The sequence below is a fragment of the Leifsonia aquatica genome (genome assembly GCF_014190775.1).
Classification (GTDB): domain Bacteria; phylum Actinomycetota; class Actinomycetes; order Actinomycetales; family Microbacteriaceae; genus Leifsonia; species Leifsonia aquatica.
Genome location: NZ_JACHVP010000001.1, coordinates 463,044 through 484,336, shown reverse-complemented (window position 1 = coordinate 484,336; position 21,293 = coordinate 463,044). Strand labels below are relative to the sequence as shown.

The 21,293-nt window shown below is 71.9% G+C and carries 19 protein-coding genes; 11 read left to right on the top strand and 8 right to left on the bottom strand.

The window, feature by feature from the left end:
* Nucleotides 1-20 precede the first annotated feature (20 nt).
* Entirely contained in the window at nt 21-1,445 is a 1,425-nt protein-coding gene (thrC, locus tag FHX33_RS02235; RefSeq protein WP_021760985.1) for a threonine synthase, read from the top strand.
* Between the two features lie 25 nt (nt 1,446-1,470).
* On the opposite strand, the gene FHX33_RS02230 is transcribed toward thrC, so the two are convergent.
* On the bottom strand, nt 1,471-3,996 hold the full coding sequence (locus tag FHX33_RS02230) for a penicillin-binding protein (protein ID WP_039921585.1): 2,526 nt from the start codon (nt 3,994-3,996) through the stop codon (nt 1,471-1,473).
* 99 nt (nt 3,997-4,095) lie between these two features.
* Nucleotides 4,096-5,112 (bottom strand): butanediol dehydrogenase, encoded by a 1,017-nt coding sequence (locus FHX33_RS02225; protein WP_021760990.1) that lies wholly within the window; start codon nt 5,110-5,112, stop codon nt 4,096-4,098.
* Nucleotides 5,113-5,182: 70 nt separating this feature from the next.
* Between FHX33_RS02225 and FHX33_RS02220 the strand changes: the two genes are divergently transcribed.
* Complete coding sequence (locus FHX33_RS02220; RefSeq protein ID WP_221209318.1) at nt 5,183-6,097, top strand: substrate-binding domain-containing protein; 915 nt, start codon at nt 5,183-5,185, stop codon at nt 6,095-6,097.
* 95 nt (nt 6,098-6,192) lie between these two features.
* Here the strand turns inward: FHX33_RS02220 and FHX33_RS02215 are convergent, their stop codons facing one another.
* A complete protein-coding gene (locus FHX33_RS02215; protein WP_021765649.1) occupies nt 6,193-8,736 on the bottom strand; it encodes an ATP-dependent Clp protease ATP-binding subunit in 2,544 nt (847 codons plus the stop codon).
* Nucleotides 8,737-8,945: 209 nt separating this feature from the next.
* Here FHX33_RS02215 and FHX33_RS02210 point away from each other — a divergent pair, with 209 nt between their 5' ends.
* Nucleotides 8,946-9,347, top strand: a complete 402-nt coding sequence (locus tag FHX33_RS02210; protein ID WP_021765648.1) for a DoxX family protein — start codon at nt 8,946-8,948, stop codon at nt 9,345-9,347.
* 93 nt (nt 9,348-9,440) lie between these two features.
* On the opposite strand, the gene FHX33_RS02205 is transcribed toward FHX33_RS02210, so the two are convergent.
* On the bottom strand, nt 9,441-10,040 hold the full coding sequence (locus tag FHX33_RS02205; RefSeq protein ID WP_221209317.1) for a TetR family transcriptional regulator: 600 nt from the start codon (nt 10,038-10,040) through the stop codon (nt 9,441-9,443).
* Between the two features lie 75 nt (nt 10,041-10,115).
* Between FHX33_RS02205 and FHX33_RS02200 the strand changes: the two genes are divergently transcribed.
* Complete coding sequence (locus FHX33_RS02200; protein ID WP_021764177.1) at nt 10,116-10,916, top strand: SDR family NAD(P)-dependent oxidoreductase; 801 nt, start codon at nt 10,116-10,118, stop codon at nt 10,914-10,916.
* 146 nt (nt 10,917-11,062) lie between these two features.
* Here FHX33_RS02200 and FHX33_RS02195 read toward each other — a convergent pair whose 3' ends face one another.
* Nucleotides 11,063-11,950, bottom strand: coding sequence for an aldo/keto reductase (locus FHX33_RS02195; protein WP_021764178.1), 888 nt, complete (start codon nt 11,948-11,950; stop codon nt 11,063-11,065).
* A gap of 105 nt (nt 11,951-12,055) precedes the next feature.
* Between FHX33_RS02195 and FHX33_RS02190 the strand changes: the two genes are divergently transcribed.
* From FHX33_RS02190 to FHX33_RS02180, 3 genes are read left to right on the top strand one after another with little or no spacing between them, the layout of a single operon-like run.
* Nucleotides 12,056-12,769, top strand: a complete 714-nt coding sequence (locus FHX33_RS02190) for an alpha/beta fold hydrolase (RefSeq protein WP_183428112.1) — start codon at nt 12,056-12,058, stop codon at nt 12,767-12,769.
* Nucleotides 12,766-13,845, top strand: a complete 1,080-nt coding sequence (locus tag FHX33_RS02185) for an FAD-dependent oxidoreductase (protein WP_221209316.1) — start codon at nt 12,766-12,768, stop codon at nt 13,843-13,845. Before FHX33_RS02190 ends, FHX33_RS02185 begins: the two co-directional genes overlap by 4 nt.
* Nucleotides 13,842-14,939 (top strand): DNA glycosylase AlkZ-like family protein, encoded by a 1,098-nt coding sequence (locus FHX33_RS02180; protein ID WP_021764922.1) that lies wholly within the window; start codon nt 13,842-13,844, stop codon nt 14,937-14,939. Before FHX33_RS02185 ends, FHX33_RS02180 begins: the two co-directional genes overlap by 4 nt.
* Before the next feature lie 289 nt (nt 14,940-15,228).
* Here the strand turns inward: FHX33_RS02180 and FHX33_RS02175 are convergent, their stop codons facing one another.
* Nucleotides 15,229-16,008: an SDR family oxidoreductase gene (locus FHX33_RS02175; protein WP_039923654.1), complete on the bottom strand. Its 780-nt coding sequence runs from the start codon at nt 16,006-16,008 to the stop codon at nt 15,229-15,231.
* A 101-nt stretch (nt 16,009-16,109) separates the two neighbouring features.
* Here FHX33_RS02175 and FHX33_RS02170 point away from each other — a divergent pair, with 101 nt between their 5' ends.
* Together FHX33_RS02170 and FHX33_RS02165 are read left to right on the top strand one after the other, a co-directional pair.
* Nucleotides 16,110-16,949: a helix-turn-helix transcriptional regulator gene (locus FHX33_RS02170; RefSeq protein WP_183428111.1), complete on the top strand. Its 840-nt coding sequence runs from the start codon at nt 16,110-16,112 to the stop codon at nt 16,947-16,949.
* 10 nt (nt 16,950-16,959) lie between these two features.
* Entirely contained in the window at nt 16,960-17,868 is a 909-nt protein-coding gene (locus tag FHX33_RS02165) for a hypothetical protein (protein ID WP_039923263.1), read from the top strand.
* Here the strand turns inward: FHX33_RS02165 and FHX33_RS02160 are convergent.
* Together FHX33_RS02160 and FHX33_RS22055 are read right to left on the bottom strand one after the other, a co-directional pair.
* Complete coding sequence (locus tag FHX33_RS02160; protein ID WP_021764383.1) at nt 17,865-19,466, bottom strand: SulP family inorganic anion transporter; 1,602 nt, start codon at nt 19,464-19,466, stop codon at nt 17,865-17,867. The genes FHX33_RS02165 and FHX33_RS02160 overlap by 4 nt on opposite strands.
* Before the next feature lie 70 nt (nt 19,467-19,536).
* Nucleotides 19,537-20,235: a MerR family transcriptional regulator gene (locus FHX33_RS22055; protein WP_183428110.1), complete on the bottom strand. Its 699-nt coding sequence runs from the start codon at nt 20,233-20,235 to the stop codon at nt 19,537-19,539.
* 37 nt (nt 20,236-20,272) lie between these two features.
* On the opposite strand from FHX33_RS22055, the gene FHX33_RS02150 reads away from it, so the two are divergent.
* Both FHX33_RS02150 and FHX33_RS02145 read left to right on the top strand, forming a co-directional pair.
* Complete coding sequence (locus FHX33_RS02150) at nt 20,273-20,731, top strand: DUF6194 family protein (protein ID WP_021758223.1); 459 nt, start codon at nt 20,273-20,275, stop codon at nt 20,729-20,731.
* Between the two features lie 75 nt (nt 20,732-20,806).
* Nucleotides 20,807-21,277, top strand: a complete 471-nt coding sequence (locus tag FHX33_RS02145; protein WP_179699532.1) for an SHOCT domain-containing protein — start codon at nt 20,807-20,809, stop codon at nt 21,275-21,277.
* Nucleotides 21,278-21,293 lie beyond the last annotated feature (16 nt).

Below are 21,293 nucleotides of genomic sequence, written 5' to 3'. Positions count from 1 at the left end.
GAAGGACGAGGGAACGACACGTGCAGTACATCTCCACACGCGGCGGCCGGCTCGGATCGTATTGCGACATCCTCGTCGAAGGGCTCGCTCCCGACGGCGGGCTCGCGGTTCCCGAGGAGCTGCCGCAGCTCACTGCCGCCGTGCTGGAGCAGTGGCGTCCGCTAGACTACGCCGATCTCGCCACCGAGGTGATCGGGCTGTTCGCGACGGACATCCCCCGCGACGACCTCAGCCGGCTCTGCCACGCGGCGTACCGTCCCGAGGCCTTCGCGTCGCAGGAGGTCGTCCCCCTCCACGCGCTCGACGACGGGATCACGCTGGTCGGCCTCTCCGAAGGGCCGACGCTCGCCTTCAAGGACATGGCGATGCGGTTCCTCGGTGAGGCACTCGACTTCGTGCTCGGTCAGAGCGGCGAGGTCCTCAACATCCTCGGCGCCACCTCCGGCGACACCGGCTCGGCCGCCGAGTACGCGCTGCGGGGCCGGGACCGGCTCTCCGTGTTCATGCTCTCGCCGCAGGGACGCATGAGCATCTTCCAGCGCGCCCAGATGTACTCGCTGCTCGACGACAACGTGCACAACATCGTCGTCGACGGCACGTTCGACGACTGCCAGCGCCTCGTGAAGCGCATCGCCGAGGACGGCGCGTTCAAGCGCGAGCACCGCATCGGCGCCGTCAACTCGATCAACTTCGGCCGCATCTCGGCGCAGATCGCCTATTACATCTGGGCGTGGCTGCGGATCACCGACGCGCTCCCCGAGGCCGAGCGCACGGGCTTCGAGGTGTCGTTCGCGGTGCCGTCCGGCAACTTCGGCAACATCCTCTCGGGGCACTACGCCCGCAGCATGGGGCTGCCCGTGCGCAAGCTCGTGCTCGCCACGAACGAGAACAACGTGCTCGACGACTTCTTCCGCAGTGGCCACTACCGCCCGCGGCCCGCCGCCCGCACCTTCGTGACGTCGAGCCCCTCGATGGACGTCTCGCGGGCCTCCAACCTCGAACGGTTCGTTTTCGACCTGCTCGGCCGCTCGGCCGAGCAGACCGCAGCCGCGTGGCAGGAGCTGGACGCCCGGGACGAGTTCGACCTGACCTCCGAGCTCGACCGGTTCGGCGCCGAATTCGGGATCGTGAGCGGGACGAGCACCCACGCCGACCGGCTGGCCACGATCCGCGCCGTCTCCGAGCGCTGCGGTGTCACCCTGGACCCGCACACCGCGGACGGCGTGAAGGTCGCGCGCGAGCACATCGAGCCGGGCGTGCCGATGCTCGTCCTCGAGACGGCGAAGCCGCAGAAGTTCCCCGAGACGATCGCCGAGGCGCTCGGCAGCGTCCCGAACGCGGACGCCGCCACCCGCGAGCTCCTGGCCGCGCCGCAGCGTGTGACCACCATCGCGGACGACGAGGAGGCGCTGCGGGCGATCATCTCGGAGCTCGCCCTCCGCTGACCGCGGGCCCGGCCGGGCGGGTCGGTCAGCCGCCGCCGTTCCCGTTGCCGTCGTCGTTCCCCGCGCCGGTGCCGTTGTTGCCGTTCCCGTTGCCGTTCCCCGTTCCCGGGCTCGCGGTCGGCTGACTCGTCGATCCCCCTCCCGTGCCGGGCGTCGGCGTCGTGGAGGCCTGACCGCTGCTCAGCTGGATGGTGACGCTCGCGCCTCCCTCGACCGCCGACCCGGCCGCGGGGTCGGTGCCCGCGGCGGTTCCGGCGGGCTGGCCGCTCGCGACCGGCGTCTGGTCGATCGTGACGTCGAGGCCGAGGGCCTCCAGCAGCTTCTGGGCCTGATCCGGGGTCTTGCCGGCGACATCCGGGACGGTGACCCGATTGCCGTAGAGCGAGGAATCCTGCGGGTCCGTGAAGTCGTCGCCGCCGTAGACCTGGTCCAGGGCCTTCTGGATGGGCTTCACGATCGAGAACTTCACGTCGCCTCCGCCGACGCCGTTGAAGCTGAGGCTGCGCAGCGGCGTCTGACCCGAGACGTTGCCCACCCATGTCGCCTGCGCGACCTTGGTGGTGGAGGTGATCAGCCAGTTCTGCAGCGAGTCGTCGGTGGTGCCCGTCTTGCCCATGACCGGCGTGCCGTCCCAGGGGTTGGCGCTGGTGGCGGTGCCGTCGGTCATCACGCCCTGCAGGGCGTAGGTGACGCCCGCGGCGACGTTCTTGTCCAACCCCTGCGTGCACGTGCTGGCGCTCACCTTGTGCGCGCTGCCGTCGGCGTTGAGGACCTTGTCGATCGCGATGGGCGTGCACACGGTGCCGTTGTTCGCGATGCCCGCGTATGCCGTCGCCATGGTGAGCGGCGCGACCTCGTTGGTGCCGAGGATCATCGACGGGTACGAGTTCAGCGTGCCGCCGGTGGCCGCGGTGTGGATGCCGAGAGCCTTCGCCGCGTTCAGGATGGAGCAGAGGTCGACCTTCGTCGCCATCATCGCGAAGGCCGTGTTCACCGACTCCGCCGTCGCCGACATCACGGAGAGCCGGCTCGCCGACCCCTCGTCGTTCGCGACCTGCCAGGACGGTCCGGAGATGTCGCCGCAGGTGCTCGTGAAGTCGGACATCGGGAACGTGTGCTGCGAGGCGTTCACGCTCTCGTACAGGCTGTGCCCGGCCTCCAGCCACGCCGCCAGGTCGAACGCCTTGAACGTGGAGCCCGTCTGGAAGCCCGACGAGCCTCCGTACGCCTCGTCGGTGTTGTAGTTCACCGCCGTCGTGCCGTCGACGGGTTGGTCCGTGTTGTTGAAGGCGCGGTTCTGCACCATCGTGACGATGCGGCCGGTGCCGAGCTCGACCGAGACGTTGGACGCGCCCAGGTCGATGCCGGCCTTCGACGCGGGGATGTAGTTGCTCAGCGACTGCTGCGCGACCGATTGGAGGTCGAGGTTCAGCGTCGTGTAGATCTTGAGGCCGCCGCGGTTGAGGGTCGCCCAGCGGTCGTCGCTGGTCGCGCCGTAGGCGGGGTCGTTCAGGATGGTGTCGCGCACGTAGTCGCAGAAGAACGCGGCGTTGTACTGCTGCGCGGCCGCGCATCCCGAGGTCGTGGGCGTCACGGTCGGCGTGACGGGCGTCTTCTTCGCCGCGTCGCGGTCGGCCGCCGTGATCTTGTGGTTCACGTACATCCGGTCGAGCACGTAGTCGCGCCGCGCCTTCGTCAGCTTGTATCCGTTCGCTGCGCCGTTGGTCTTGCTGTCGGGCTCGTCGATGCGGAGGTTGGACGGGTTGTTGACGATCGCGACCAGCGTCGCGGCCTGCGCCAGCGTCAGGTTGTTCGCGTCGACGCCGAAGTAGTAGTGCGCAGCCGACTGGATGCCGTACACCTGACCGCCGAACCCGACGACGTTCAGGTACCCCATCAGGATGTCCTTCTTGCTGTACTTCTTCTCCAGCCCCACCGCGTAGCGCATCTCCTGCACCTTGCGCTGGAGGGTCTGCCCGGCCGCGTCGTCGTAGCAGGCCTGCACCTTCTTCGCGTCGGTCAGCGCTTCGCACTTCTCGACCTCGACGTTCTTGACGTACTGCTGGGTGATCGACGAGCCGCCCTGCACGTCGCCGCCCACCACGGTCGCCAGCGCACCGCGCACGGTGCCCAGCACATCCACCGCGCCCTCGGAGTAGAACCGCGGGTCCTCGGCCGCGACCACCGCGTCCTTCACGTTCTGCGAGACCGCGTCCCAGGTCACGTCCTGCCGGTTCTGCGCGTAGAACGTGGCGATCGGCACGTCCTGGCCGCCCTGCTTCGCGTACACGGTCGAGTTCTGCGCGAACTGCTGGATCTGAAGGTTCGCGGGCAGCGCGTTGAAGTCGGAGATGCCCGCGGCCGCTGCGACGCCCGTTCCCAGGAAACCCGGAAGAACGAAGAGCGAGCTGAGCACGGCCGCGACGAGCGTGAAGCCCAGGAACTGCCAGATCGCGCGGCCCCGGGTGCGCGGCATGCGCGGCTCGAGCCGCTGGACCGGCGCCAGGATGCGGTCGATCAGCGGCGGACGGTTCGGATCGGGAGTAGACACCCGTCTACGCTTCCAACCCGGCCTGTGGAATCGGTCGGTGCGAGGTGAAGGGAGGTTTGGAGATGTACAGGAAGCGGTCTCCCTCCACCCCGCCCCGCCTCAGTCGAAGACGACCGTCACCTTGTCGGCCGCACCGGGCGTCGCCGCCAGCGCGAGGGCGTCGAGGGCCTTCTCGAACGGCAGGCGGTCGCTGATGATCAGCGCGTACTTCTGCCAGTTCTCGATGATGTCGTCGGTGACCTCGAAGATCTCGGTCGGGTAGCCCATCGACCAGACGATCGTCAGCTCGGTCGGCAGGATGCCGCCGAAGTCGAGCTCGACCGGGCGCTTGTGCACGGCGACGATGCCGAGCGTCGCACCGTGCTTGGCGAAGCCGGCCACGGCCTGCGGGATGGAGCCGACACCGGCGGCGTCGAGGTAGATGTCGGTGCCGGGGCGGACGCCACGAACCATGGCGGTGGCGGCGTCGCCGTGCAGTTCGACGAGGCGCGCGGCGAGGTCCTCCTCGGCGGAGTTGATCACGGCGTCGGCGCCGATCTCGAGCGCCTTCTCCAGGCGGGTGGGGAGGATGTCGACCACCACGATGTGCGACGCGCCGCGGCGGCGGTAGCCGAGCAGAGCGCCCAGACCGATGGGGCCGGCGCCGAAGATGACGACTTTGTCGCCGTCCTGCGGGGCGGTGCGGTTGACGGCGTGATAGGCGACGGCCATCGGCTCGTTGAGCGCGGCGACGTCCCACGGGATGTCCTTCGGGATCACGCGCAGCTGGCGGCCGAGCACCGCATCCCGGACCAGGACGAACTCCGAGAGGGCGCCCTGCTCGCCGCCCGAGCCGAGGAGCCCGTCGGTGAAGGCCATCGTGTCGATGACGACGTGGTCGCCGACGCTGATGCCCTGAACGTCGGCTCCGACCTCGACGACCTCGGCGGCCGGCTCGTGCCCGAGCGGGGTCGCACCCTGCCGGGGCGGGATGCCGCCGAAGTGCGAGTACATGGCATCGGAGCCGCAGATCCCGCACGCCTTGATCGCGAGCAGGACGTCGGCGGGTCCCGCGGTCGGCTTCTCGATGTCGACCCACTCGTTGGTGTCGACACCGGTGACTCGGATGGATTTCACTGCATGCTCCTTCGATCGGTTCTGGTAACCGTAGTTACTAAATCGAATTAGTGCACGTTAGGATCGGCCCGTGAGCGTGACGATCAAGGAGGTCGCGCGGGCGAGCGGCGTCTCCCCCGCGACGGTCAGCTTCGTGCTCAACCGCACGCCTGGCCAGGTGATCCGGCCCGAGACGCAGGAGCGGGTGCGGGAGGCGGCGCGCGCCCTGGGTTACGTGCCGCACGGAGTCGCGCGGGCTCTGCGCGAGGGCACGTCGCGCGTCGTGCTCCTCGACGTGGGCGCACGGCGCGGCGGCCCGATCCTGGAGGGCTTCATCCTCGGGATGAGCACGGAGCTCGCCGCCCACGACCACAGCCTCCTGGTGCAGCACGGCACCCACGACCGCGCGCTGCAGTCGGCGATCGCGGCGGTCTCGCCGCGCGCCGTCGTCGACATCTCCGGACCGTTCCGGCACGTGAACCCGGCAGCTCCCGAGGGCGGCTGGGTCTACGGGCTGGCGTCGCACGCGCTCACCCAGCTCGCGCACCTGCGCGACCGCGGGCACGCGGTGGTCGCGTTCGGGGCGCCGGGTCCGCACTCCGACGTTCCGCACGACCGGCTACCGCACCTCGGGCAGGCGGCCGCGCGTCTCGGCCTCACCGCGGCCGGAGTCGTCACGACCGGGAGCGACCGCGACTCCACGGCCCGCGCGATCGCGGAGCTGCGGCAGCGGCATCCCGAGGTCACGGCCATCGCGGCCGTCGACGACGAGACGGCGCTCGCCATCCTCTCGGCGCTGCCGACGCTCGGGCTGGCCGCCCCCGGCGACCTCGCGGTGATCGGCTTCGGCGACAGCGAGTACGGGGCGCTGTGGGCGCCCGCGCTGACCACGGTGCACGTGGAGGCGGAGCGGCTCGGCGCGCACGCGGCGCGGGTCGCGATCGGCCTGGAGCCGGTCGCGGAGCCGACCACGGGTTCCCGCGTGGTCGTGCGGGAGTCGGCGTAGCCATCCATCAGACGCAACACGCCGCGCCCGCAGAAGCGGACGCGGCGTGTTGTGACTATTCGTTTGGTGCGGGGTGCGGGGTGCGGGAGTCCGGATCAGGCGGCCGCGGCGAAGACGGCCCGCGCGCTCACGCGCAGCTCGCCCTCCACGGCATCCACCACCACGGTGCCACCCTCGGCGACCTCGCCGGTGACCATCAGGTCGGCCACGCGGTCGTCCACCTCGCGCTGGATGACGCGGCGCAGCGGGCGGGCGCCGTACTCGGGCTCGTAGCCCGCGTCGGCGATCCACTCGACGGCCGCCTCGGTGGTCTCGAACGCGATGCCGCGGGAGGCCAGGCGGTGCTCGGTGGCGGTCAGCAGCAGGCGCACGATCGACCGCAGCTGCTCCGCGTCCAGCTTGCGGAAGAGCACGATCTCGTCGATGCGGTTGAGGAACTCGGGCCGCATCGCCTCGCGCAGCTTGCCCATGACGCGGTCGCGCAGGTCCTTCTCAGAGGAGAAGCCGTCCGCGCCCGGTGCGACGAAGCCGAGGGCTCCGCTGCGGGAGGCGAGGAACTCCGACCCGAGGTTGGAGGTCATGATGACGACCGTGTTGCGGAAGTCGACCGTGCGGCCCTGACCGTCGGTCAGGCGTCCGTCGTCGAGGACCTGCAGCAGCAGGTTGAAGACGTCGGGGTGGGCCTTCTCGATCTCGTCGAACAGCACGACCGAGTACGGGTTGCGGCGCACGCGCTCGGTGAGCTGGCCGGCCTCGTCGTAGCCGACGTACCCGGGAGGGGCGCCGACCAGGCGGGCGACCGTGTGGCGCTCGCCGAACTCGCTCATGTCGAAGCGGAGCATGGCCTTCTCGTCGCCGAAGAGCGACCCGGCCAGGGACTTCGCCAGCTCGGTCTTGCCGACGCCAGTGGGTCCGAGGAAGAGGAAGCTGCCGACGGGGCGGCGCTCGTCGCCGAGCCCGGTGCGGTTGCGACGCACGGCCTTGGCGACCGCGGTGACCGCGTCCTCCTGGCCGATGACCCGCTCGTGCAGCTCGGCCTCCAGCCGGGCCAGGCGCTCGCGGTCGGCATCGCCGATGCGCGACACCGGGATGCCGGTGGCGCGGGAGACGATGCCCGCGATCTCGGGCTCGCCCACGACCGCGTCGGGCCGCGGGGCGCGGCCGAGCTCGTCGAGGGAGTGCTGGACGGTCTCGATCTCGTCGCGCAGGCGCGACGCCTCCTCGTAGTGCTCGCCGGCGACGGCGGAGTTCTTCTCGGACTCCAGGGTCGCGAGCTTCTGCATCAGCTCGGACGCATCCACCCGCTTGCCCAGCGACAGGCGCAGTCGCGCGCCGGCCTGGTCGATCAGGTCGATGGCCTTGTCGGGCAGGAAGCGGTCGGAGACGTACCGGTCGGAGAGCTCGACGGCGGCGCGCAGGGCGTCGTCCGTGTAACGCACGCCGTGGTGCTCCTCGTAGGCGCCGCGCAGGCCCTGCAGGATGAGCACCGCGTCCTCGACGCTGGGCTCGCCGACGGTCACCGGCTGGAAGCGGCGCTCGAGCGCCGGGTCCTTCTCGATGCGGCGGTACTCCTTGAGCGTCGTCGCGCCGACCAGGTGCAGGTCGCCGCGCGCCAGGCGGGGCTTCAGGATGTTGCCCGCGTCCATGCCGCCGGACTCTCCGGAGCCTCCGGCGCCGACCACGGTGTGCAGCTCGTCGATGAAGACGATCAGCTCGTCGGTCCCCGCGCTGATCTCGTCCATGAGCGCGGTGAGGCGCTCCTCGAAGTCGCCGCGGTAGCGGGTGCCCGCGACCATCCCGGCCAGGTCGAGCGTGACGACCTTCTTGTCCTGCAGCTGCTCGGGGACGTCGCCGGCGACGATCGCGCGGGCCAGGCCCTCCACGATCGCGGTCTTGCCGACGCCGGCCTCGCCGACCAGCACCGGGTTGTTCTTGGTGCGGCGGGAGAGGATCTCGATGGTCTGCTCGATCTCGTCGAGCCGGCCGACGACCGGGTCGAGCCGGCCCTCGCGGGCGAGCTCGGTCAGGTCGGTGCCGAAACGGTCGAGCATTGGGGTGTCGGACTCGTCCTCGGCGGCCTCGGGCTCGCCCATCCCGCCGGCGCCGACCGTGGCGGTCTGGCGCATGGCGTTGGTGAGGGCGTCCGCGGTCACGCCGGCGGCCTGCAGGACCTGCCCGGCGGGGGCGTCCTGGCCGATCACGAGCGCGAAGAAGAGGTGCTCGGGGTCGATGTACGTCGATCCGGAGGCACGGGCGACCTGGTACGCGTGGAAGAGGGCGCGCTGGGCGGAGGTCGTGATGGAGGCGGCGTCCGCATCCACCATCTCGCCCGACGCAGGGAGGCGCTGCTCGGCCGCGAGCACGACGCGTGCCGGGTCGACCCCGATGCCGCGCATCGCGTCGGCGGCCGGCTCCTCGCCCGCCATGACGCGCAGGATGTGCAGGGCGTCCAGCTCGCGGTGGCCGTGCTCCAGAGCGAAGCGGCCCGCCTCGGCGAGGATCTCCTGCGTGCGCCGGCTCAAGAACCGGCTGATGTCGATCGAGCGCGCGGCGCGCGCACGCTCACCCGCGAGGTAGCGGGCCAGGAACTCGTCGAACGAGCCGTTTCCGCCGCTCTCCGGAGTGAAGTTCTCGGGCACGTGATCTCCTGTTTCTAAAGTTGAGTGATGTGCACTCAAGTTCAACGAAACCGGCGGGAGGATATTCCGGGAGCACGCCCGTGATCCTGTCCGCTTGCAGAGAACGCACGGAAGGCGTTGCATCGGGGTATGACTCGACGCAGCTCCGCCTCCCGCGCCTCCACCACCTCCACCACCTCCGCCGCCTCCGCCGCCCAGAACGCGGCCGCATGAGCGCCGCCCGCACCACCGCCCGCATCCTCCTCGGGGCCGGCCTGGTCTTCGCCGGGGTGAGCCACCTCACCTTCGCCCGCAAGGACTTCCAGGCCCAGGTGCCGGACTTCGTCCCGCTCGACGCGGACACGACCGTGCTCGCCTCCGGCGTCGTCGAGATCGCGCTCGGGACCGCGCTCGCCGTCACCCCGCAGCGGAAGGGACTCGCCAGCCGGAGCACCGTCGGCTGGATCGCCGCGGCGTTCTTCGCCGCCGTGTTCCCCGGCAACGTGTCGCAGTGGCAGCACCACCGCAGCGCGTTCGGCCTCGACACCGACCGCAAGCGGCTGATCCGGCTCGCGTTCCAGCCGCTGCTGATCGCGGTGGCGCTGTACGGGACCAACGACCGCCGCAAGTAGCGCGCCGACATTCGTGCCGAATGTCGACTTCGGGCGCGTCTTTCACGACATTCGGCACGAATGTCGTGGGCGATGCTCAGCGCGCGAGGATGCTCACGGCGTGGTGACGCGGAGCCAGCGCAACGCGGCATCCACCGCGTCGGCGGGGTCGCCCGCGTCTCCCGCGGCCCAGTCGATGAGGGCCGAGCGGCTCGCGGCCTCGTAGGCGGCGGCCACCGCGTTGGCGACGGCGCGGGGCGCCTCCGGCACGCGACCGGCGATGTAGTCGGCGAGGTCGGCGGTCCACGGGAGGTTGCTGCGCTGCCCGAAGGCCGCGAGCTCCGGCTCGGTGGAGACGAGGGTGGCCCACTGGGAGCCGAGGCGGCGCACCGAGTCGTGCGAGACCGAGTTCACGACGGCGTGGCGCAGCACGTCGGCGAGCGGCTCCTCGGGAACGGCCGCGGCGAGCGCGGCGGCGAGCCGTTCGCGCGCCGCATCCACGCCCGTCCAGGCGATGGCGGCGCGGGTCTGGAAGTGCCGGAGCAGCGTGCGCTCGCTGACGCCGGTCGCCTCGGCGAGGTCGCGCCAGGTGGTCTGCTCGTAGCCGCGCTCGGTCCAGAGCAGGATGGCGGCCTCGGCGACGGCGTCGTGGTCGACCACGGACGGGCGGCCCCGGCCACGGGAGGCGGGCGTGCGGTCGGCGGAATCGGTCACGGCGGCGACCTTAGCACTGCGTACCCTTTTTTGGCGTAGTCTGTCAATAATGTTCACCCGTAGAAAGGACATGACATGACACGCACCTACGTCGTCACCGGATCCGCGTCGGGCATCGGCGCCACCACGGCCGCCCTGCTCCGCGAACGCGGAGAGAAGGTCATCGGCGTCGACCTGCGCGGCGCCGAGGTCGAGGCCGACCTCTCCACCCGCACCGGCCGCTCCGAGGCTGCCAAGGCTGTGATCGCCCTCGCCGGAGGCCGCATCGACGCCGTGATCGCCTGCGCCGGCATCTCCGCCCCGATCGCCAAGACCATCTCGGTCAACTACTTCGGCGTCACCGAGCTGCTGGAGGCGCTGCTCCCGGCGCTCCGGGAGTCCGACGCCCCGCGCGCCGCGGTCGTCTCGTCGATGGCGTCGCTGCAGCCGAACTCCGCCGAGATGGTGGAGGCCGCACTCGCCGGCGACGAGCCGCGCGCCCTCGAGATCGCCCAGGCCTACGTGACCGACGACCCGATGACGGGCTACATCGTCTACCCGTCGTCGAAGCGCGCGCTCGCCCGCTGGGTGCGGCGCGAGTCGATCTCCGAGGCATGGGCCGGTTCCGGCATCCCGCTCAACGCGGTCGCTCCCGGCACGGTGGTCACCCCGATGACGGCCGACCTGCTCGCGACACCGGAGGGCGCCGCGATGGTGGACGCGTCCGTGCCGATGCCGCTCAACTACCACCAGCCTCCGGAGTCGATCGCCAACCTCCTGATCTGGCTCACCAGCGTGGAGAACACGCACATGGCCGGCCAGGTGATCTACGACGACGGCGGAGCCGACGCCACCCTGCGCGGTGACGACATCTGGTCTTGGAACGACGCATCCTGAGCTGACGGCGCCCGAGCCTGCGCCTGCGGCCGGTCTCCGGAACTCCGGACACCGGCGCCGACCCGCCGCTCATCTGACCGGAACTCCGGCGAAATCGAGGCTCACGCTCCGGACCGCCGGAGTTCCGGCGGTCCGCAGCCCGGGCCTCAGGCCTCCGGGATGACGCGCTGGAAGAGCTCCTCGCGGAGGACGTCCGGGTCGGGGCCGCTGCGCACGCCGGTGTCCAGCGCGTCGATGCGGGCCAGCTCGTCGCCGGAGAGCTCGAAGTCGAAGACGTCGAAGTTCTGCGCGATCCGCTCGGGGTTCGTCGACTTGGGGATGGCGGAGCGCCCCTCCTGCAGATGCCACCGCAGCATGACCTGCGCCGCGCTCTTGCCGTGGTCGGCGCCGATCGCGGCGAGCTCCGGGTCGTCCATGACGCTGCGCCGCTTGTCGCCCCAGCCGGGGTAGAAGGTGATGCCGCCGATCGGCGACCACGCCTGGGTGACGATGCCGTGCTGCTCGTCGGCCTGGCGTACGTCCGGCTGCGAGAAGTAGGGGTGCAGCTCCACCTGGTTGACGGCGGGCACGACCTCCGTCTCGGCGAGCAGCCGGTCGAGGTGCGCGGGCGTGAAGTTGCTCACGCCGATCGCACGCACGCGGCCGTCGGCGAGCAGCGTCTCGAGCGCCTGGTAGGCGGCGATGGTCGTCTCGAACCGGCTCGGGACGGGCTGGTGCAGGATGACCAGGTCGAGCTGGTCGACACCGAGCTTGCCGGTCGCCTTCTCGAACGCGTGCAGCGTCTCGTCGCGGCCGTAGTCGGTCACCCACACCTTGGTCTCGATGAAGACGTCGGAGCGGTCGAGGCCCGAGCGGCGGATCCCCTCCCCCACTTCGCGCTCGTTCAGGTACGCAGCGGCGGTGTCGATGTGGCGGTAGCCGACCGAGAGGGCGGTCTCGACGGCCGCGCTGGTCTCCGCCGGCGGGCTCTGGAAGACGCCCAGCCCGAGGGCGGGCATGACGACGCCGTTGTTGAGTGTCAGATCGAAGGTCATGGCATCCACGGTAGGCCGCTCGACCGGTGCGAGGGAGGTTGCATCAGTGCCTCCCTCGGCGCGCGGCCCGGGGCGGATGTCCGTCGCCCGGAGTACCGTCGGGGCATGGAGATCGTCCTCGTCCCCGGATTCTGGCTGAACGCGAACGCGTGGGAGCGGGTGACGCCCGCCGTCGAGGCGGCCGGGCACCACACGCATCCCCTGACCCTCCCCGGGCTGGAGGCCGTGACCTCGCCCCGGGCCGGCATCGGCGTCGCCGAGCACGTCGCGGCGATCACGGCGGCGGTCGACGCCGTCGGCGACCCGTCGGCGCGCGACGTGGTGCTCGTCGGGCACTCGGGAGGCGGACCGCTCGCGAACGCGGCCCTCGACGCCCGGCCCGACCGGGTGGCGCGCATCGTCTTCGTCGACTCGGCGCCGCTCGCGCCGGGCGACGTCATCCCGAGTGGGCTGACCCCGGTCGACGGCGAGGTGCCGCTGCCGGACTGGGACGACTTCGACGACGAGGACCTGGTGGATCTCGACGACCCCCTCCGCGAGGCTTTCCGTCGCGCCGCCGTCCCCGAGCCGGGCGGCGTGGTGACCGGCGGGATCGAGCTCCGCGACGATGCGCACCGCCGTGCCGTTCCGGCGACCGTGATCGCGTGCGAGTTCGGGGAGTCCGATCTGCGCCGCTGGGTCGCGGCCGGCGAAGGATTCTGCCGCGAGCTGAGCGCCCTCGACCGCTACGACGTGGTCGAGCTGCCGACCGGGCACTGGCCGATGTTCACTCGGCCCGAGGAGCTCGGGGCGGCGATCGCCGAAGCGGCCGCACGGTGAGCGGAGCGGTCGCGCCCTCGAGCGTGCTGGTGATCGGGAGCGGCGTCGCCGGAGCCGCGACCGCCTTCGCGCTCGCCCGGCGCGGCGTGGCGGTCACGGTCGCCGACGCGGGGCTGACCGGGCGAGCGACGGACGCCGGCGCGGGCATCATCCAGCCATGGAGCTCGGTCGCCGGGGGCGACTTCTCCGAGCTGTACTGCGCGAGCGCCGACTACTACCCCGAGCTGATCGAGCGGCTGGCCGAGGCCGGCATCGACGACATCGGCTTCCGCCGCACGGGCGCGCTGATCGTCAACCGCGATGAGGCCGTCGTGGATGCGGCGGAGGCGCGCGTCGCCGAGCGCGCACCGCAGGCGCGCACGATCGGCGAGGTGCGCCGCATCGACGCGGCCGCGGCGCGCGAGCTCTTCCCGCCGCTCGGGGACGGCTTCCACGCCCTCCACATCGCCGGGGGCGCCCGCGTCGACGGCCGCGCGCTGCGTGCCGGCCTGCTCGCCGGAGCGGAGGCGCACGGGGCACAGCGGATCGACGGCACGGTCTTCGTGGGCGCCGACGGCGTCCCGCGCATCGAAGAGCGCGAGCTGCGCACGGACGCGCTGGTCGTCGCGGCGGGCGCCTGGACCAACCGGGTGCTCGACCGGCTCGGGGCGCGCGTGCCCGTCGAGCCCCAGCGCGGGCAGATCACGCACCTGCGCCTCGACGGGGTGGACACGCGCGACTGGCCGTCCGTGCATCCCGTCGCTCCGCACTACCTGGTGGCGTTCGACGACTCACGCGTGGTCGTCGGCGCGACGCGGGAGACGGGATCGGGCTTCGACGCCCGAGTCACGGCCGCGGGGCAGCAGCAGGTGCTCGCCGACGCCCTGTCGGTCGCGCCCGGCCTCGCCGACGCGACAGTGATCGAGACGCGGGTCGGCCTCCGCCCGCTGCCCGAGGGCGAGCTGCCCTCCGTCGGGGAATTGGAGGGGCATCCCGGCGTCTATGTCAACGCGGGCTTCGGCGCCGCCGGCCTCACGATGGGGCCGCTCGTGGGCGACCTGCTCGCCGAGCAGATCGTGGGAGCGGGCATCGCATGATCCTCCCTCGAGACGAGGCGCGCCGCATCGCCGTGCGGGCGCAGCGCCTCGACGCCGCGAGACCCGAGGGACTGGTGCCGCTGGTCGAGCACCTGACGTTCCTGCAGCTCGACCCCACCGCTGCGGTCGCGCCGAGCGCCGAGCTGATCGCCTTCACCCGGCTCGGGCCGGCCTTCCGCCCCGACGAGGTCCAGACCGCGCTGGAGACCGACCGCCTGCTCTACGAGGTGAAGGCGATGGACGACCCGAAGCAGCCGCCGTTCGCGATGGTGCGGGCCGTCTCCGACCTCGGCATCCACCTCGACCGCATGTCGCACTGGCCCGACGCCGTTCCCGCCTGGGCTGCGTGGCTGACGGCCAACGACGCGTTCCGCACGGACCTCCTCGCCCGGCTGCGCGCCGAGGGTCCGCTGCTGTCGAAGGACATCCCGGACACCGCGGCGGTGCCGTGGCAGTCGAGCGGGTGGACGCACAACCAGAACGTGACCAGGATGCTGGAGCTGCTGCAGGGCCGCGGCGAGGTGGCGGTCGCGGGCCGCGTCGGGCGGCAGCGGACGTGGGATGTCGCCGAACGCGTCTACCCGGCCGGCATCGAGATCGTGCCCGAGGAGCAGGCGAAACCGCTGCGGGACGCCCGCCGCCTCCGTGCGCTCGGCATCGCCCGCGCCGTCCTGGTGGGCGACGCGGGCGAACCGGTGCGGGTGGAGGGCAGCGACCTCGACTGGCGGGTCGACCCGGAGGCGGTGGGCGCGTCGTTCACGGGTCGCACCGCGCTGCTGTCGCCGTTCGACCGGCTGGTGCACGACCGGGTGCGCACGCAGGATCTCTTCGGCTTCGAATACCTGCTGGAGATGTACAAGCCCGCCGCGAAACGTCGCTGGGGCTACTTCGCGCTGCCGATCCTCCACGAGGACCGGCTGGTCGGCAAGCTCGACGCGACCGCGGATCGCAAGGCAGGCGTCTTCCGCGTCGACGCGGTGCACGAGGACGAGCCGTTCACGCCGGCCGTGCGGGATGACGTGGACGCCGCGATCGCCGAACTCGCCGGCTGGCTCGGGCTGACGACCGAGCGCCGCGACCGCTCGTCGCACTAGCCGGGTCCAGGTCGCTCCCACACGCGCCCGTCGCCGGAAGTCCGGAGTTTTCGCGCCATGCCGCCCAGCCCACCGGAGATACGGCGAACTGAGCGGCGTGGCGCCGGTCGGCGCCGGAGTTCCGGTGCGCCACCATCCGACGGTCGGGCAGCGGGATGTCGCCTCCGGAACTCCGGAGATTCGCCACGACACGCCGCTCAGCTCGCCGTTCGGACGGTGATTCGGGATGCGAGGCCGGGATTCTCCGGAGTTCCGGCGGCGGCGGCGACGACGGAGCGACGGACGTGGGCTAGGCGGCGGCGTCCGCCTTGCCGTGCGGGTCGGCGGCGTTGAGCGCCGCCACGACCTGGGCGTAGTCGCCGCGGGCCTCGCCGTAGCGCAGGAACTTCACGCGCTCGACCTGCAGCTCGGTGGCCTCCGGCTGTGTCTCGATGAGGCCCATGACCTCGTCGACGAACTCGTCGAGCGGCTGGGCCACCGGACTGTCCTCCTGGCCCGGCATCAGCCCGGTGCGCACCGCTGGCGGCTCCAGCTCCAGCACCCGCACGGAGGTTCCGGCGAGCTGGAGGCGGATGCTCTCGCTGAGCATGTGGATGGCGGCCTTGGTGGCGTTGTACGTCGGGGTCACGGCGAGCGGCGCGAACGCGAGTCCGGACGAGACGGTGACGATGGTCGCGTCGGGCCGGGTCTGCAGGTGCTCGATGAACGCGCCGATCAGCCGGATCGGGCCGAGCAGGTTCGTGGTGACGATGGCCTCTGCGGTGTCGACGAAGCCGGCCGGGCTGCGCCAATCCTCCACGCGCATGATGCCCGCCATCGCGACGAGCACATTCAGGTCGGGGTGGCGCTCGATCACGGCGGCGGACGCGATGCGGATGCTCTCGGCGTCGGCGGTGTCGATGCGGACCGTGTCGATGCCGGGATGCTCGGCGGCGATGCGCTCGAGCAGCTCGGTGCGGCGGCCACCGACGACGACCGTGTTGCCGCGGTCATGCAGGGCGACGGCGAGGGCGAGGCCGATGCCGCTGGTCGCTCCGGGGATGAAGATGGTGTTTCCTGTGATGTCCATGCCCTCAGCCTCGGCGGTGACGACGCCGACCGGGAGAGACCCGGTGATCGGGGGATCGGCGATCCCTGGTTCGCGGCACGCCCGCGGCGCATGATGGAGGCATGGATCGCACCGCGCTCGCCGACTTCCTCCGCCGCCACCGGGAGGCCTTGCAGCCCGCCGACGTCGGGCTCTCCGCGGGCGCCCGGCGACGCGCCCCGGGCCTGCGCCGCGAGGAGGTCGCCCTGCTCGCCGCGATGTCGGTCGACTACTACACGCGCCTGGAGCAGCAGCGCGGACCGCAGCCCAGCGAGCAGATGCTCGCAAGCCTCTCCCGCGCCCTGCGGCTCACCGCGGACGAGCGGGACTACCTCCACCGGATCGCCGGCCACAACACACCGGACCGGCTCGGCGGGGCGCACGTGCCGCCGGCGCTGCTGCGCGTGCTCGACCGCCTCGACGACACCCCCGCGATGGTCCTCTCCAACGTCGGCGAGACGCTCGTGCAGAACCGGATGGCGGTCGCCCTGTTCGGCGACCGCTCCGGCTTCACCGGCCTGGAGCGGAGCGAGGTGTACCGCTGGTTCGCGCATCCCGAGTCGGCCCGCTCGATGTACCCGGAGGACGACCGGGACCGGCAGAGCCGGGCGCAGGTCGCGTCGCTGCGGGATGCCTACGGCGCTGCGGGCGAGCGGTCCCGGGCCGGCGAGATGGTGCGGGCGCTCCTGCGCGAGAGCCCGGAGTTCGCGGCGATCTGGGAGCGGCACGAGGTGGCCCGACGGTTCGAGGACCACAAGACCCTCCTGCATCCCGAGCTCGGCGCGCTGGAGCTGGACTGCCAGGCGCTCTTCACCGAGGACCTCTCGCAGTGCCTGCTCGTGCTGACCGCGCCCCCGCACACCGAGGCGGCGGAGAAGCTGGCCCTGCTGAGCGTGCTGGGAACGCAGTCCTTCGCGGAGTAGCGTGTGCGCCGTGGACGTGACCTCGTGGCTCCTCGACGGCGACCCCTCGATCCGCTGGCAGACCCGGCGCGACCTCCTGCACGAGCCGGCACCGGCGTGGGCGGCCGACCGCGCCGCCGTCGAGTCCGAGGGCTGGGGCGCCGCCGTGCTCGACGCGCAGGACGCCTCGGGCACCTGGGGCGGCGCGGTGTGGAAGCCCGAGGACTGGGATGCGACCGACGACACCCTGCTCCTCCTTGCGACCCTCGGCGCAGAGCCGGACGGCCCGCGGATGTCGGCTGCGCTCCAGCGCGTGCGCGAGAACGTCGACTGGGGTGAGGAGTGGGGCAACAGCCCGTTCTTCGAGGGCGAGGTCGAGCCCTGCATCAACGGGCGCGTGCTGATCGCGGGAGCGGCCTTCTGCTCCCCCAGTGAACGGATCGTCGGGCTCCTGCTCGCCGATCAGCACGACGACGGCGGCTGGAACTGCTACTCCGAGGACCGGACCGAGCCCGGCTCCTTCCACTCGACGATCTGCGCGCTGGAGGGTCTGGCCGCCTACCGCGACGCCGGTGGCCCCACCGACGTGTCGGCGCAGATCGCCCGCGGTCACACGTACCTGCTGGAGCGTGGCCTGATGCGCCGCAAGAGCGACGGCAGCCTGATCGACGAGGACTGGCTGACGTTCCGCTTCCCGACCTACTGGCGCTACGACGTGCTCCGCGGGCTCGACCATCTGCGCGCGGCCGGCGCGCCGGCGGACGAACGGGTCGCGGAGGCGGTCGCGCTCGTCGAGAGCAAGCGCGCCGCGGATGGCCGCTGGACACTGGAGGCCGTCATCCCGGGCCGCACCACCATCACGATGGAGGAGGTCGGCGAGCCCAGCCGGTGGCAGACCCTCCGAGCGCTCCGCGTGCTGGAGTGGGCGGGAGCCGCTTAGACCACGCGCCCGTCGGCCTCCAGCCCCTGGAACCACGGCGTCTGCGCGGCGATCTCCCGCGCCGCGGAGGGCAGGCCGCGCACGCGGAGCCGAACTCCGCGGCCCGCGAGCTCGCGATCGAGGTCGCGGAACGCCAGGATTACCGTGATCGAGATGTCCTGCAGGGTGGAGCAGTCGAGGGTGAGCTCGTGCAGCGTCGCGACCTGCGCGGCGGCGTCGGCGGCGTCGAGCACCGCCTGCTCGGTCGCCAGCACGTTGGCCGTGTAGAGCGGGCCGAGCAGGGTGACCGCCATGTGCCCGTCGGCGGCGGCCTCCGCGTGGATGCGCGGCTTGTTCATCGCGGCCAGCACCAGGACGAGGGTGAAGAGCACGCCGACGGCGACGGCCGCGAGCAGCCCCGCGGTCAACCCGATGACGGTGACGACGGCCGCGATGGTGAAGTCGCGCTTGCTGATCCGCCACAGCAGCGCCAGATCCTTGACGTCGATCAGGCCGAAGACCGCCACGAACACGAGCGCGGCCAGCGTCGCCTGCGGCAGGAGACTGATCACCGGCCCGAGGAACAGCCCGATCAGGAGGGCGAGCACCACCGTGACGATGGCCGCCAGCTGCGACCGGGCGCCGGCCGCCTTGTTCACCGCGCTCTGCGAGAAGCCGCCCGCGGCCGGGAGGGCCTGGAACCAGCCTCCGACGAGGTTGGCCACACCGATGGCGAAGAGTTCGCGGTTGCTGTCGATGCGCGGATCGTCCAGGTCGCGGATACCGCGCGCGACCGCGGCCGTCTCCAGGAACGCCATCACCGCGATCGCGAGCGCGCCCGGGATGAGCTGGAACACGTGCGCGAACGACGGCAGGACCGGGAGGGGGAACGCCTGGCCGACCGGCGCGATCAGCTCGACCCCGGCCTCCCGCGCCCCGCCGAACGCCACGAGCAGGATGCCCGCGACCACGACGATCAGCGGACCGGGCACCCGCGGCAGGAAGCGCTTGAACAGGAACAGCGCCGCGATCGAGCACACGGAGAGCAGCGCCGTCCACGGATTCGCCTGCGGCACCGCCGCGATGACGGCATTGATCGACCGGACGAATCCCTCGCCCGTCGGCGCCGTCGTCTCCCCCAGCAGCTTCGGCAGCTGACCGACCGCGACCGTCGCTCCGACGCCGACCTGGATGCCCAGCAGCGTCGGCCGGTTGATGATCTCGACGAGCGAGCCGAGGCGCAGCAGCCGCGCCACGAACAGGATCGCGCCGACCAGCAGGGTGAGGGTGACGAGGTCGCGCGGGATCTGGTCCGAGTTCGCGACGACCCCGACCGACACCAGCGTCGTGGCGGTGAGCGTCGCGATGGTGGAGGTGGCGGAGACGCTCATCGCGCGCGAGCCGCCGAGCAGCGCGTAGACCAGCATCGGCACGATCGCCGTGTACAGACCGACCTCGACCGGGAGGTTCGCGATGGTCGCGTACGCCATCGCCTGGGGCACGACGACCGCGCCCGCGGACACCCCCGCGACGATGTCCCGGCCGAGCCACCCGCGCTGGTACCCCGCCAGCGTCGGGAGCAGCCAGGACCGCCGGGCGATGGAGGGTGCGGTGGTCACGGATCCCTCCCTCGTTCTGCCGGCGGCGATCGAACTCTTCCGCAGGCTAGCCGCGCGCTCGGGCGATCGTCTAGACGCGCTCTCGGAGCAGGGCGGCCGCGTCCGCACCGGCCTCCAGCAGAGCGAGCGTGCGCTGCGCGAGCGCCTCGATCCGCTGCCCGAGCGACCGTTCGGGATCGTCGAGGTGCGCCGAGCGGCGGATGGCGTCGATCGTGGAGCGCACGGCGGGGATCCGGTGGCCCGCCGCCCGCAGTGCGGCGACGATGCGCGCCTCCCGAACCGCCGCGGGCGGGTAGCTGCGGGCTCCCCGGGAGGTCACGCGGTCGGGGGCGACGAGCCCCTCCTGCTCCCAGAAGCGGAGCGTGGAGGCCCGCACGCCCAGGGCGTCCGCCAGCTCGGCGATGGTGAGTGCGACGTCGTCCGGCTGCGTGCGACCACGACCCTCCGAGCGGATCGTGCGCAGAGCCCGGAGCGCCGCCTCCGCCTGCTCGCGCTCGCGGGCGAGGCCGACGTGCAGCGCGCCGAGCAGCGCAGCCGCGTCGGCGAGCGGGAGGGTCCATGCCTCCCCCAGCACGCGGCGCGCCTCGACCGGGCCGACCGCGGCCGCGACCCCGCGGTAGACCCGCAGCGCGCGGATGTGCGTCGCGTCGAAGCTCCGGTAGCCGTTGGGCGCGCGCTCGGCCGGCGGGATGACGCCCAGCCGCTCGAGGTCGCGGATCTGCTGGCGGGAGTAGCCGGAGGCCGTCGCGACGGCGGCGATGGATGTCACGAACCCTCCATAAGCACTTCAATCGGACACTTGAACCATGAACACCGACAGTATGGACCGAATCGTCGCCGCCGTCCGCACCCTCGACGGCGCGCTCGTGCTCCAGCCGGAGTCGGGGGACGGCTCGCCCGAGCTCGCCTGGGGCGACGCCTTCTTCTATTTCGCCCCGGACGGCCGGGTCCCGCAGAACACGCAGCCCTACGCCACCATCGTGACGAAGGACTACCCGGAGGACACCCTCTCCCGGCTCGGCGGCGGGCGTTGGCGGGTCAACATCCACGTCGGCCGCGATCGCCTCGCCGCCCTCGTCGGCGAGGGGCCGCACGACCCCGCCGCCGTCGACGTGCTCGTCCCCCACCCGGTGTACGGATCGCTCGGCTGGGTCGCGGTCGTCCTCCCCGGCGAGCGCACCCTCGGCACCGTCCTCGACCTGGTGCGCGACGCGCATGACGACACCCGCCGCCGGGCCGATCGTCGCGCAGCGAGAGACCTCTAGACGCACGCTCCCGCGCGGCGTTACTCTCAGGCCACACCCAGGGTCACGACCGACCCGGGCAAGGAGGGGTACGACATGTCTTTCTGGGACAACTTCTGGAACATCATCTGGCTCTTCTTCTGGAGCTTCGCGTTCATCGCGTATCTGTTCGCTCTGTTCTCGATCATCAGCGACCTGTTCCGCGACCACAAGCTCAACGGCTGGTGGAAGGCCCTGTGGATCCTCTTCCTGATCTTCGTGCCGTTCCTCACCGCGCTGGTCTACCTGATCGCGCGCGGTCCCGGGATGGCGGAGCGCAGCCAGAAGGAGGCGCGCCAGGTGCAGTCGGCGACCGACCAGTACATCCGTCAGGTCGCGGCGGCCAGCCCGGCCGACGAGATCGCCAAGGCCAAGGCTCTGCTCGACGCGGGGACCATCAACCAGGCGGAGTTCGACCACCTGAAGTCGGTGGCACTCGGGCACCAGGCCGCGGCCGGCGCGCACGCCGCCCCGGCTGCTCCGGCGGCACCGGCTGCGCCCACTCCGCCGGCGGCGCCGACGGCGTGAGCATCCGGTACGTCAT

Excerpts from the sequence above, each read along its gene's own strand:
- FHX33_RS02210 (WP_021765648.1), top strand. The coding sequence starts at position 8,946 with ATGAGCGCCGCCCGCACCACCGCCCGCATCCTCCTCGGGGCCGGCCTG.
- FHX33_RS02200 (WP_021764177.1), top strand. The coding sequence starts at position 10,116 with ATGACACGCACCTACGTCGTCACCGGATCCGCGTCGGGCATCGGCGCC.
- FHX33_RS02195 (WP_021764178.1), bottom strand. The coding sequence starts at position 11,950 with ATGACCTTCGATCTGACACTCAACAACGGCGTCGTCATGCCCGCCCTC.
- FHX33_RS02190 (WP_183428112.1), top strand. The coding sequence starts at position 12,056 with ATGGAGATCGTCCTCGTCCCCGGATTCTGGCTGAACGCGAACGCGTGG.
- FHX33_RS02180 (WP_021764922.1), top strand. The coding sequence starts at position 13,842 with ATGATCCTCCCTCGAGACGAGGCGCGCCGCATCGCCGTGCGGGCGCAG.
- FHX33_RS02175 (WP_039923654.1), bottom strand. The coding sequence starts at position 16,008 with ATGGACATCACAGGAAACACCATCTTCATCCCCGGAGCGACCAGCGGC.
- FHX33_RS02170 (WP_183428111.1), top strand. The coding sequence starts at position 16,110 with ATGGATCGCACCGCGCTCGCCGACTTCCTCCGCCGCCACCGGGAGGCC.
- FHX33_RS02150 (WP_021758223.1), top strand. The coding sequence starts at position 20,273 with ATGAACACCGACAGTATGGACCGAATCGTCGCCGCCGTCCGCACCCTC.
- FHX33_RS02145 (WP_179699532.1), top strand. The coding sequence starts at position 20,807 with ATGTCTTTCTGGGACAACTTCTGGAACATCATCTGGCTCTTCTTCTGG.